This is a genomic window from Dermabacter jinjuensis (assembly GCF_902381725.1).
Taxonomy (GTDB): domain Bacteria; phylum Actinomycetota; class Actinomycetes; order Actinomycetales; family Dermabacteraceae; genus Dermabacter; species Dermabacter hominis.
In genome coordinates, this window is the sequence record NZ_LR698963.1 from 771,064 (window position 1) to 783,001 (window position 11,938).

Consider the following 11,938-nt stretch of genomic DNA (forward strand, 5'->3'; position numbering starts at 1 on the left):
CCGTCACTCTCTATGAAGAAAAGGCCGCTCCCCACCCGCGCCGTGCGGGCAGGGAGCGATTTTCTTTATGAAGTGGAACGGTTTGGTCGCCGCCCCGGCGGCGGGGCGGGATCAGCTGATGAGAGCTGCGAGCCTCTCGCGCTCAGCCTCAACATTCGCGCCCGCGCCTTCCGCAATCAGGGCGAGAGCAAGCGCCATGCCGAGTGCCCCCGGATCGGGAGTGCCGAGCACGCGATCGCCGAGGTAGCTCGAGCGTCCACGGCCGCCGGACATATCCTTCGTTGACTCCGCTCCATCGATGCCTGCCGCGATGGCCGCGGCGTCAAGGTCCTCAGCTCCCGAGCCGGCAACCGCCTCGAGAACATCCACGATTGTGCGATCGCCCGGCTCCGCGCCACCCACGCGCGTCACCGCGGCGCGGGCCTCCTTTACGCCCTCCACAAGTGAGGTGCCGTTCTTCGCGGCCGCCGCAATTTCCTGGAAGGCGAGGCCAAACAGCGGGCCGGAGGAGCCACCGGTGTCGTTGAGGAAGCCCTCCGCGATCGAATTGAGATCCGCCGCGAGATCGGCATCCGCCCCGCTCGCGTGCGCAAGAGTCGCCTTCGCCGCATTCGCGAGGTTCGTGCCCACGTCGCCATCGCCGGCCTTCTGGTCGATCTCATCGAGCGTCGCGCGGGAACTCTCAAACGTTTCCACGAAGGTCGAAAGCCAGTCCGACGCCTGCTTCGCCCCAGCCGACGCCTCATGTTCACCATCGCCTTCGCCAGCGTTTTCGGCCTCGCGGCCTGCATGCACGTCGAAGTCGTCCGGGAGGAGACGCGGCGAGGGCAGGGCTACCGTGTCGTGGGGCGCGCACACGTACTCGAGCCACTCCTCGTTGAGCGCGGTGAGCGTGAGCGAGAAGCCGGCCATGTCGAGCGCCGTCGTGTAATTGCCTGAGAACGCGACGCGCACGTTGACACCCGCATCCGCGAGGGCCTCGTGGGCCGCGGTCTGGATGTGCAGCAGTTCGAGCGGGGCGAGACCGCCAAGACCGTTGACGAAGAGCAGCGCGCCCGCGCTTGCCTCGAGCTTCTCGGCGAGGGCCTCGCGCAGCTCGGAAACCATGCGCTGCGCGAGCTTTTCAAGCGTCGGCTGTTCGATCGTTTCTTTCGCGCTCTCGCCGTGGATGCCCACGCCGTATTCGAGCTCGCCCGCGTTCACGTCGAAGGCGAGCTGGTCAGCGCCGGGGGAGGTGTGGGCGCGGCGCGCGACCGAAAGCGACCGTGTCGCGGCGACGACCGCGTCACCGAGCTCCTTGAGTTCCGCGAGGCTAAGGCCTGAGTCTGCTGCTGCGCCGAGGATCTTCTCGACTAGGGTCGTGCCGGCAATGCCGCGGCGGCCGACTGCACCCGAATCGGTGCCAAGGTCATCATTCACGAGCACCTGCGCGCTCTCAATGCCCTCCGCCGAAAGGCGCTCCGCGGCGATGTTGAAGTTGATGCAATCGCCCGTGTAGTTCTTGACGATGTGGAGCACGCCGCCGTCCTTTGCCACGGCGCGGCTCGCCTCGAAAATCTGGCGCGAGTGCGGGGACGTAAACACCTCGCCCGGCACTGCCGCGTCGAGGCCGCCGCGCCCCACGAATCCCGCGTGCATGGGCTCGTGGCCAGCGCCTCCGCCGCTCACGAGCGCGACCGTGCGCTCCGGGGCAGGCTTCGTAGCGCTCACGAAATGCGGGTCGCGCGACAGGGCGATCGAATCACCCGCCGCCGCAGCTATCGCGGTGAGTGCGTAGAAGGATGGGGATGCCGATTCTGAGTAAAACGCGGACACGAGAACACTCCTATGGTCGCTGTGCGCTGGTGGCCTCACGGTAACAATCGGCGCTTGACCGGTGCTGATGGCGTCGAGGAGCTCAACTGGCACGAGGGCTCACCGTGAGGAACGGTGGTGCGCTGAGGAGCGGCAAGCGTCGGACCGAAAACCCCACCGGAAAATCCAGCCGGAAAACCCCAGCCGACGCAACCCCACCGACAAAATTCCAGTTTTCCCGCAGGCTTTCTTTTGCGGAGAAAAAAATCTCGACTACCGTGGAGGCATGAACGACAATCTTCGCCCCATGCCCCCGCTTGCCCATGCCCCCGGCGCCGACCAACCCGACTGGTGGAAGAACGGCGTCGTGTATCAGATCTACCCGCGCTCGTTCGCCGACGCGAACGGCGACGGCATCGGCGACCTCCGCGGCATCATCAACCATGTTGACCACCTCGCCGCACTCGGCATCCAAACCGTGTGGCTCTCGCCGATCTACCCCTCGCCGCAAGACGATAATGGCTACGACATCGCCAACTACCGCGACATCGAACCGATGTTCGGCACCCTCGACGACTTCGACGAACTCATCGAAAAGCTCCACGCCCACGGGATCCGCCTCGTCATGGATCTCGTCGTCAACCACTCGAGCGACGAGCACGAATGGTTCGTCGAATCCCGCTCCTCGCGTACCAACCCGAAGCGCGATTGGTATATCTGGCGCGACGCTCGCGAGGTGGAGGGGCTGAAGCCCGGCGAACGCGGCACCGAACCCAACAACTGGGACTCCGCCTTCAGCGGCCCCGGCTGGCAGTGGGACGAGGAAACCGAGCAGTTCTACCTGCACATGTTCTCCCGCAAACAGCCCGACCTCAACTGGGAAAATCCCGAGGTCCGCGAGGCCGTGTACGACATGATGCGCTGGTGGCTCGACCGCGGCGTGGACGGCTTCCGCATGGACGTCATCAACCTCATCTCGAAGCCCGAAGGCCTTCCCGACGGCCCGCCCACGCAGGACGGCCTCGGCTCTGCCTTCGCGATGGTCATGACCGGCCCGCGCTTCCACGAATTCATGCAGGAAATGCGCCGCGAGGTCTTCGACCGCTACCCCAAGACGTTCGTCAATGTTGGTGAAACCCCCGGCATCACCGCCCACGACGCACTGCTCACCTCCAAGCCTGAGCGCGGCGAACTCGAAATGGTGTTCCAGTTCGAGCACGTCGGCCTCGAGCACGAAGGGCACAAGTTCAACCCGTCGCGCCCGCTGCCGCTTCACGAGCTCGCCGGCAACCTCGCCCGTTGGGATCGCGAAGTCGCCGAAGAAGGCGGCTGGAATTCCCTCTACTTCGAGAACCACGACCAGCCCCGCTCCGTGTCCCGCTGGGGCGACGACGACCCTGCGTGGCGTGTGCGCAGCGCGAAGGCGCTCGCGGGCATGCTCCACGCGCACCGCGGCACCCCGTACGTGTACCAGGGCCAGGAACTCGGCCAGGTGAACTTCCCATGGGAGCGTCTCGAGCAGTTCCGCGACATCGAAGTGCTCAACTACGTGCGCGAATCCGAGCAGTTCGGCCACGGCAGCTTCGCGGAACTCCTCCCCGGCATCAGCGACATGAACCGCGACAACGCCCGCACACCCATGCCCTGGACTGCCGCGGTTGATTCTGGTGCCGGCTTCGGTGAGAGCGAACCGTGGATCGCCGTGAACCCCTCTGCCGCTGACGGCGTCAACGCTGCCGACCAGGTTGGCGTAGAAGGCTCCGTGTTCGAGTTCTACCGCGCCCTCATCGCGCTGCGCAAGAGGGAGCCACTCCTCGTCTCGGGCGGCTTCGAGCTGCTCGGCCCGGTCGAAAGCATGGGCGAAGGCCTGCCGGGTCAGTCCGGCCCGTCGCGTGTCTGGGCCGTGCGCAGGTTCAGCGCGGGGGAGGGGTCCGACGCCTCCTCGCTCATCGCCGTTGCCAATTTCTCGCGCGAGGCCGTTGAGCTTAGTTCCGACGTGTGGCCCGAAGGCGCCGAGCTTGTGCTGTCGAACGTCGCAGACGGCGAGCGCGCCGGCGAGCAGAAACTTGGTGGATGGGAGTTCGCGCTGCTCAAGGCGTGAGCTTCTCACCGTTGAGGAATAAGGGGGGCGCCCGGCGGAATGAATCCGCCGGGCGCCTCCGTTTGCTATATCAAAAGCTATTTGGTCTCGCTGCGATGAAGATGCTTCCGCTAGGCGCTGAGAGAATCAGCTTAAAGCGAATATCTAACTGGATCAAAGGCGCTAATTGTGCGCTATCGAAGCATGATCTTGGTGAGAGACTGGCTTGATTTGCAGCTGATTTGTCACTCGTGCGTGACTTGCGCTATAGCTCCATGAAGGGTGAATGTGTAAAAGAAAGTTGCAAGCGCCCCCTGCTAACTCTTTCCATCGTTCACAATCGCGTCAAACAAAGCATCAATTGCACGCTTTCGCACGTCCGGTTGGTCGAGAGCGTTCAAAACGTTAGGATTGCGACTGAACTGTCGACCTGGGGCGTTCACGAACTCCTGTTTGAGGCGCAAAATCTCCTGACCTGAAGCCTTGTGCCCACCAATGACTTCGCCACTGTAGAGTTCGGGTCGCCCAGATTCCTCAAGCGGTGCATGCATCCGGTAATCGACATAGCTATCTTCAGGATGATTGAGAATATCGCGCGGGACGTCCTCGAACTGCTTGAAGGAGCCGCGGTTTAGATTGCTGTCTTGCCCGGTGAAGTTGGCAGCTCCGATGTTCGGGAAAAGGTTGCCTGGAAGCAGGTGGCCGGCATCGTCGTGAGGCGGACGCGTCCCGTGTTCTTTGGTATAAGCCTCCACTTCCTCCGGGGTATGCGAGATTTGCCCATTCTTCTCGACGAAACTACGACCGTTGTGGCCATCCTTACGAATCGGGTCATCGGAAGAAAAGGCGCGGTCTGTAAGTCCCCTCGCATCGGCTTCGCCAAGGACTTTCCCATCTTCATTACGGAAACTCCTTTGGATGTGTGCCTCCGCACCGTGATCCCACTGGAGGTACCCATGTCGAGATCGAGTTCCGATTTCATCTATAACCGTGGCCTCCGGGATGAGGTCGGAATCCGCAGCCACAGATGCGCTCCACTCTGGGGGCGGCACCGGACCGAGACGGGGTCCAACGGGACCGTCGGTGACAAGGTGCTCGATGACTTCGGAGTACTGAGTCTCAGGTAGCGCGGCGATGGAATTGTTCGGAGAGAACTTAAGCTTATCGGCGCCCAGTCGAAGATTCTCAAGAACGTGAGGATTCTCGAGCATTGCAGAGTGAAGATCTCTTACGGCATCTGGGCCGTAAATGTATCGAATAGATGCCGCATTCTGGCCGTTCCCCATGGCGTCATAAGCAGCCGCGAGGTCGGCACGCCGTCTCGAATTTGTGTACTCGATGTCAGTCATGAGCCTTTGCGTGGGCTTTTCTGCCTCGCGCCAGGCTTGGTCCATCTGCTCCCGGAGAGTGGGTGTCGGGTTGTTCCCGGGTTTCAGCGCCGGTGGGTCGTAGGCGGCTATTGTTTCGGTCCCGGGGTGAACTCCATTGGCCCCTGCCACGGGGGGCTCGGCGGGGATGGATGCCGAGTTCTGCACCTCTACACCGGTGCTCGGACTCACAGTGGAGGTCGAGTTAGTGCCCCGACTCCCGCCACTGGGGTGTGGTGTAGTGCCGGGAACTACATCGTCGGCATTCTTCAGCGCCGTCCTTCCTGATGCACCTGCGCCACTTCGTGCTGCAGGCTTTCCCGCAGCTCGAGCAGCCGCACTGCTTGCAGATTCGGCAACATCGCGAGTACCTGCTCTCACGCCAGCCTCTGCCATGTTCTTCGCGGCTCCGGCCCCGGCGGCACGTGCGGCGCCACCTGATCCGCCCGTGGCGACCGAGAGCAGTACGTCGGGCGCTAGATAACCAAGGGAGTGCCCGGGATCGTAGAGGAAATCGACGTACTTGCTACGGCCCCACGTCAAAGCGCGGCCGAGCAGCTGTTCATTCATGTACTTTCGATCTTCCGGACTTCCCACGAGGTAGGAGTTAAGGCTCCGGACCGCTGAAAAGAGACGGTCCTTATTCTGCCAAGCCTTCATACCTAAACCGAGCGCAATGCCGGCCGGACCGAACGCGCCGTAGGGGCCGACGAGGGTATTCGCCAGATCAATCGTGTCCTTGATCCAGTCCAATACGCCTCGAGCAAAAGCTTCCTTCGCTTCCGGAGTCGCCAGCGCGAGAAGCGCAGTGGCGAAACTGAGATCTCCCTGTGCGGCGCTCAAGAACCGTGAAGCGAGATCAGAGTCGGCGTCCTTCAGGTCACCGCGGAGCTTTTCGACCTCCGCCGCAAGCTCGGAGAGCTTCCGCTCGGCGGCGGCGATAAGTGCGTCACGCTCAGTGTTTGGTACTTCGTGTGTCTCGCCATCAGCGTCAGTCTCAGTGACGGTCTCCGGAAGTGATTCGGCGTAGCTGAGATCGGCGAGAGCCGATTCAATGTCTCGTTTGAGCGACTCCTTACGCTTCTCGAAATCGCTTAGCTTATCCGCGTATTCGTCCAGATTTTTCTTGGCCTCGGAAGTACTTCTTTGGAGTTCGGAGGCAATCTCGTTGGGCTGCCGCATCGCTGCGTGAAGCTTCGAAGCCTCGGGTGCAGAGTAAGTATTGCGCAAGCCAGACCAAATTTCAGTTGCAGAGCCCATAAGGTCTGCTGCGCGACTGCCGATCCATTTGATGTCTGCGCCTAGCTGACGAACGGTTTCCGGGCTATCGATATCCGGGAGGTCTGCAACGGAAATCATTTCACGACCTCCCCAGGAAAGTGAATAACCGGAATTGAGGCAATAGCATTTTTAGCTTCCTCGCTCATTTCGGTGTCGCCGGCCCTATAGGCATTGATTGCGTCAGCTGCCGCTCTCGTTGATTTTGAAGTCATGTTGCGTGTCGCGTTGACCTCACCCGTTACGAAATGCTCTAAGTAAGAGAGCACCGCCGTTTTGCTTTGGGGGCTGTGCTCAAAAGCAGCTGGCGTTGTATTTATTGCATTTTGCGTGTCCTTTGATGCTTCTTCCAGGTCAGACACTACTGCGGTCGTGTTTTCAACGATTCGTCTGGATGCATCAGGTTGGATATCGAATGACATGGTTGTGTCCCCCTTGGGAAGGTGCAGCAATGGCCGGCAGCCCTGCCGCCGCTGGGGCGGCAGGGCGTTGGTGGTGTGGTGGTGTTAGCCGATGTTGGCGACGGCGCTGGCGGCGCGTTGTTGGGCGCTGGTGGCGGTTTCGTCGTTTTTGCCCATGGTGGTCTTGACGAGGTTGATGATGCTCTTGACTTCGTTGGAGGCGCGGTTCCAGCGCTGTTCAACGTGGCGGTATTCTTCGGAGACGCCGTCGGCCTGGAAGTCGGCCATGGCGGTAGCGACCTGCTGGTCGCGCTGGGCGATGAGGCCTTCGAGGCGGCCGATGATGCCTGCGATGTCGCCCTGGACGGACTGGGAAACGCCGGTGTCAAACGAAATACGGTCGGTGGTGGGCATGAGAGTTCCTCTCTAGAAAAAGTATGTGTGGTGACGGGTGAGGGTCAGCGCTGGCCGGAGAAGCGTGCGCCGTCGAAGTTGGCCGAGCCCTGGGCGGAGGTGGCGTTGTCCATCGACTCCTGGTCGCCGGTCTGGAAGGCGGTGTCCATGCCGGACTGGCCCTCGACGATGCGGCCGAGCGAGGAGTTGAGGTCGGCGCTGATTTCGTCGGTGCGGCCCTTGAACTGGTCGAAGGCGGCGCGGCCGGCACCGTTGAACTTGCCCTCAAGCGGCTCAACCGAAGCGACGAGCTGCTGGACGAGGGTGCCCAAATCGTCGTTGGAACCCGCGGTGTTGGTGGTGAGGGTGGAAAGGGTCTGGTTGCCCATATCGAACTTCATGAATGCACTCCCTTGAAAGTAGTGGTGGGAGTGTGTGAACCACGGCGTCAGAGCGCGTGCGGTTCCCACGCTTCCCCTTGTGCTGTCCGGGACACACGTCCCGTTATCTGACCGTTATAAAGTACAGATCCGTCGTGTCGTGCACCACCCGAAGAGAAACCATTTTGCAAGAAATTTCCGCGATGTTCACCCGCCACCGTATGTTCACGCCAGGGCTGGGTGAAGCTGCACTCAAAACGCTGTCTTCGCCTATGAATTGCGCTTGAGATGCCGGCCGTTAAGGCAACGTTTTCCTCCAGCGGCGCATTGTTAGGAGACGACTAAGGCGTCGTGGCTCCCGCTGGGTGATGCCACTGCGGAGGCCGGTGTGCTTGGGGTGCGCTGCTTTTAGGCTTTCTTTTCGCGATACGGATTCGCAACCTGCGCCACGCTGGTCCACGTGTCGGGGGTGACGAGGAACGTGACGGCCTCGTTATCCCAGAACACGCGAGTTTCGATGCCCTTGGTTTCCGCGTCGTACGTGAAAAAGACGACGGCGATGTCGAAGGGCCGATCATGTGATCGGGCCTCCACATATCGAACAACAGGAACTTCGAGAATTTTGCGAGAGAACACGCCGTGAGTGAAGGCGCCGTTCTTCAAGTAGAAAATTGGATCGACTTGCTGAAGCGTGAGACCGTCGAGACCGTCGGCGACTGTGAAGACCGCGGTGAACGCATCCCACTCGGCAGTGAAATCTTGAACGTCGAGTTGGAGGGCTTCCGCAAGCTCCCGGAGACGCTTATCCTCGTCGCGAGAAAGGCTACTGCTATCGTGCGAGGGGTTTTGGGTCATTGCTTACGTAGCTCCTCTGCGAGTTCGAGGAGGTCCTGAGTGCTCACGGGTTGCTCGTCGCCTCCAAAATTATCCACGTAATTGTAAACGAATGTGTCTTGCTCGAGGTCGAACCGCACGACGAGGGTCGCTGCCGTGTCAATGTGCACCTGCTTTTCGAGGAAGACTTCTAGCAGGAGCTTACGCTGGTCCTTGCCGAATGCGAGGTTCACGGTGTAGGGATCCTTGCCCGCAAATTTGGCGAGCGAGGTGTCGAAAAATTCGCCTGTTTTCGTGTGAACGAGGAAGATCGTCAAGGATTCGAGACGATCCGTTTCTTCGAGACCCCTTCGCACGCAATATTCGAAACGCTCAGTGGGTGTCCCCGCCCAAGGTGCATGAATTGTAGTCATATGTGAAGTCTATCGATTTGTGAAGGGGCGATCTATCCCTGTTTCCTACGGATTCTTGACCAAGTCGAAGTGCAGCCAGTTCACTGAGCCGGACTCGAGCGCGTTGCGTTTGACCTCACTCAGGTTCTCGGCGCGGAAATCGATGTGCTTCATCGGAAGTTCCGACTTGGCCGGGTTGCGGTCGAAGATCGGGTGTTCACCGTTCGGCATGGCACCGTCGATCCTTAGCCACTGGTTTCCGGTCTCGCGGTCGTAGAAGTCGGCGATCGCGTGGTAGTTCTCCGGCCGTCCAGTGGGGTCGAGCGTAGCGCGTGTCGAGAAGTGTGTGAACGTATCTTCCTTCATGATCGCGTCCATCTGTGACGTCTCGATACCCCAAATCGTCTTTTTGTTGACGTCGGTGAATTGAGGTAGATAATTCCCAATTCCCGAGTTTGGTGCGTACATGTGTGTCATCATGTGGCCGGCCTCGTCGTTGGTGAGCTTTCCGATCTCTTTAATCCACTCACGTGCGGCCGGGCCATCCAGGCGCTTCACGGCGGTGAACTTTTCGAGAACAATAGCTTCAGTCTCCATGTAGTCCGGGTAAATCCGGTGGACAACTTTGTTTTGCCCGACTTCGACTGTCACTTCACGAAGGTTTTCGTTGACGTAATCAGCAACGTGAACCTTCGGGTCTGGAGCGTACCCGCGCGGACGATCGATTTTTTCGGGCAGGCCGCCTTCGGGAAGAAGCTCGTTCGACTTGGGCTTGTAGCCGCCTTCGTTTATTTCGTGGGTAAGGTTCGCATCGCGCCACTGTTTGAGCGGATCCCTTTCGAGGTTGTTCTTGAATTCGAACTCGGAACCATCGACTGTGTGGCGTTCGACGTATTTATCGAAACTGAACTGCTGATGCTCCGCCTTGATAGCGCTGTCGTCCAGTTTCTGAAGATACTCAACTCGATCATAATCCCCGTGCAAAGTGGCATCCTCAATCATGGACGCACGTGCACGCGAGGCGTAGAACTCGTTCGCCGGCATGCTGGGGCTCGGGGGAATGGGGGAGTCATTCACGTAATGGTGCCTTGCGAAACCAGAGTGTGGCTGAGGGGTGTGCGCTGAATCAATATTCTCGGTAACAGCGCCCAGAGGGCCTCCCTGATGGTATTTGTGAGCATCTCGTGATTCACGGAGCAGTCGGTCGTCTACACCGACGTTTGCGGCGTCGCGACCGTCGACGAAGGTGAGAGGTTCTCCTGAATTCCGTCCGAAACGATCCTTGATGTGTGGTCCATCAGCATTGTCAACTGCTTGAGTCGCGAAGTGGCTCTTGGCCGGAGCGCCAGCCCCAGAGTGGGCTGGATTAACGCTCTTGCTAGCGTCGATTGCCGAACGGTTGGGGTGTGTGTGAGCAGTTCGTTTACGGCCAGCCCTTGCGGCGTCATCGAAATGCTTAGTTGCACCGTGCGTTCCCGCTTTAGCGATTGCGTCGCCAGCGTTTCTGCCGGCATTCTTCGCGCTCCGGCGAGCAGCGGCACCAATGCCGAGCGTCGCTGCGCCTTTGGTTCCAACGCCTCCGGCTCCTTTGATTGCTGCGCCGGCGGCGGCTTTAGCCCCGCCCTTGGCGGCGAGTCCGGCGGTAGCCTTTGCAGTGGAAGTAACACCGATTTTGAGGGCGCCCGCACCCCCGCCAGTGAACACGGACGTGATGGCGTCAGGAATAAACCCGCCGATGTAATAAGCAGGGTCCGTCTTGAAATCGCGGTACTCGCCTGCTAACAGGTTCTTTGTCCCACGTAGGGCCGCCGAACCTATGTCTCGGGACCTGAACTTCATGAGGGCCCTAGCAACAGTGCTCTTCATTCGATCTAAGCCACCGTTTTCGAAGAGGTCGTCAAGCCCCCTCGCCGCTTTCAGAATTTCGTCGCGGTTATTCCACAGAAACTTAGCGCCCTTGACCTCAAGCTTTAGTAAATCACCGACGAGTAAAAAGGTGTCCTTTATCGAGTCCAGTGCACCCTGACGCAACCGCTCGAAGGGGTCATTGGGGGTCGCAGGCCCGCCTTTAGTCACATTTGTCGCGCTGCCGTCGAGCGTACTTGCGAGTGCCGAGTCGGCCTTGTCCATGTCATCTCGAAGCTTCTTCACTTCGTTCTCGAGGTGTTCGAGCTTGTCCTGGGCGTCGGCGATCGCTTCCTCGCGCTCTTCGTTCGGGACTTCTTCGTTTTCGCCGTCAGAGTTTTTCTCTGTCTTCGTTCTGGGCATAGCTAGGGCCCGTGCCATGGCAAGCTGAGCTGCCATGATTTCAACCTCTAACTGGGCTTTGCGAACGTGGAACTCGACAAGTTTCGCGGCATATTCATCAAGAGCGCGCTTGGCCAGCTTGGTACTGACCTGGAGTGCCGAGGCGAACTTGAGTGGTTCACGCATACCGTTGTACACGGCCTCTGCTTCGGGCGCGCGATAGGTGCCGGACAGGTTGTACCAGGTCTCCTGTGCAGAGGACACTAGGTCAAAAGTGCGCGTGCCGACAGACTCGACTTCAGAGGCGAGGCTGGTTACCGCGGCGGGGTTGTCGATATCGGGAAGCTCAAGATCCATTGGCGGTCCCTCCTGGCATGTCAGTGGCACCGATGCTCGCGCTGGCGCTCCCGGAGTTTGAACTCATAGTGGCATCACCTTGGCAGTATGAGGTGAGAGCTTCGATGGTGCAGTTGATCGTGTTGTAGGCCGTGCCTTGTGAAGCCTTGACGGACCCTTTGACGATGTCTTCCAGATAGGGGTTCATTGCGGATTGGCTCTTAGGGCTGTACTGGAGGGCGCTCCCGGTTGTCGAGATTGCGGAGTCAGCTTCACCGATGGCGATTTTAAGGTCATCGATAATGCTCACTGCGCTTTCAATTATTTGCCCTGAAGCTTCCGGATCGATGTCGTATTGCATCGACTACCCCCCAAATGTGCGTAGTAGTGGTAAGTCGCCCTGCCGCCGCTGGGGCGGCAGGGCGTTGGTGGTGTG

The 11,938-nt window shown here is 60.0% G+C and carries 10 protein-coding genes; 1 reads left to right on the top strand and 9 read right to left on the bottom strand.

Features of this window, described 5'->3' with window-relative positions:
• Positions 1–111 precede the first annotated feature (111 nt).
• Entirely contained in the window at positions 112–1,815 is a 1,704-nt protein-coding gene (locus FXY94_RS03395) for a dihydroxyacetone kinase subunit DhaK (protein WP_016663625.1), read from the bottom strand.
• 265 nt (positions 1,816–2,080) lie between these two features.
• On the opposite strand from FXY94_RS03395, the gene FXY94_RS03400 reads away from it, so the two are divergent.
• Complete coding sequence (locus FXY94_RS03400) at positions 2,081–3,895, top strand: alpha-glucosidase (RefSeq protein ID WP_016663626.1); 1,815 nt, start codon at positions 2,081–2,083, stop codon at positions 3,893–3,895.
• A gap of 296 nt (positions 3,896–4,191) precedes the next feature.
• Here the strand turns inward: FXY94_RS03400 and FXY94_RS03405 are convergent, their stop codons facing one another.
• The 8 genes from FXY94_RS03405 to FXY94_RS03440 form a co-directional block, all read right to left on the bottom strand.
• On the bottom strand, positions 4,192–6,600 hold the full coding sequence (locus FXY94_RS03405; RefSeq protein WP_016663627.1) for a hypothetical protein: 2,409 nt from the start codon (positions 6,598–6,600) through the stop codon (positions 4,192–4,194).
• Positions 6,597–6,941, bottom strand: a complete 345-nt coding sequence (locus FXY94_RS03410; protein ID WP_016663628.1) for a DUF6507 family protein — start codon at positions 6,939–6,941, stop codon at positions 6,597–6,599. Before FXY94_RS03410 ends, FXY94_RS03405 begins: the two co-directional genes overlap by 4 nt.
• Positions 6,942–7,025: 84 nt before the next feature.
• Positions 7,026–7,334 (bottom strand): pore-forming ESAT-6 family protein, encoded by a 309-nt coding sequence (locus FXY94_RS03415; RefSeq protein ID WP_016663629.1) that lies wholly within the window; start codon positions 7,332–7,334, stop codon positions 7,026–7,028.
• 44 nt (positions 7,335–7,378) lie between these two features.
• On the bottom strand, positions 7,379–7,714 hold the full coding sequence (locus FXY94_RS03420) for a hypothetical protein (RefSeq protein ID WP_016663630.1): 336 nt from the start codon (positions 7,712–7,714) through the stop codon (positions 7,379–7,381).
• A 387-nt stretch (positions 7,715–8,101) separates the two neighbouring features.
• Positions 8,102–8,548: a hypothetical protein gene (locus FXY94_RS03425; protein ID WP_016663631.1), complete on the bottom strand. Its 447-nt coding sequence runs from the start codon at positions 8,546–8,548 to the stop codon at positions 8,102–8,104.
• Positions 8,545–8,940 carry a hypothetical protein gene (locus FXY94_RS03430; RefSeq protein ID WP_016663632.1) on the bottom strand — a complete coding sequence of 132 codons (396 nt, stop codon included), beginning with the start codon at positions 8,938–8,940 and terminating at the stop codon, positions 8,545–8,547. The genes FXY94_RS03425 and FXY94_RS03430 overlap by 4 nt, the downstream gene beginning before the upstream one ends.
• A 45-nt stretch (positions 8,941–8,985) precedes the next feature.
• Complete coding sequence (locus FXY94_RS03435) at positions 8,986–11,364, bottom strand: hypothetical protein (RefSeq protein WP_147594884.1); 2,379 nt, start codon at positions 11,362–11,364, stop codon at positions 8,986–8,988.
• Positions 11,365–11,512: 148 nt separating this feature from the next.
• Positions 11,513–11,863, bottom strand: a complete 351-nt coding sequence (locus FXY94_RS03440; protein ID WP_016663634.1) for a hypothetical protein — start codon at positions 11,861–11,863, stop codon at positions 11,513–11,515.
• Between the last annotated feature and the right edge of the window lie 75 nt (positions 11,864–11,938).

Bases quoted from the DNA above. Each gene is read 5' to 3' on its own strand.
- FXY94_RS03425 (WP_016663631.1), bottom strand. From the start codon at position 8,548: ATGACCCAAAACCCCTCGCACGATAGCAGTAGCCTTTCTCGCGACGAG.
- FXY94_RS03415 (WP_016663629.1), bottom strand. From the start codon at position 7,334: ATGCCCACCACCGACCGTATTTCGTTTGACACCGGCGTTTCCCAGTCC.
- FXY94_RS03410 (WP_016663628.1), bottom strand. From the start codon at position 6,941: ATGTCATTCGATATCCAACCTGATGCATCCAGACGAATCGTTGAAAAC.
- FXY94_RS03430 (WP_016663632.1), bottom strand. From the start codon at position 8,940: ATGACTACAATTCATGCACCTTGGGCGGGGACACCCACTGAGCGTTTC.
- FXY94_RS03405 (WP_016663627.1), bottom strand. From the start codon at position 6,600: ATGATTTCCGTTGCAGACCTCCCGGATATCGATAGCCCGGAAACCGTT.
- FXY94_RS03440 (WP_016663634.1), bottom strand. From the start codon at position 11,863: ATGCAATACGACATCGATCCGGAAGCTTCAGGGCAAATAATTGAAAGC.
- FXY94_RS03400 (WP_016663626.1), top strand. From the start codon at position 2,081: ATGAACGACAATCTTCGCCCCATGCCCCCGCTTGCCCATGCCCCCGGC.
- FXY94_RS03420 (WP_016663630.1), bottom strand. From the start codon at position 7,714: ATGAAGTTCGATATGGGCAACCAGACCCTTTCCACCCTCACCACCAAC.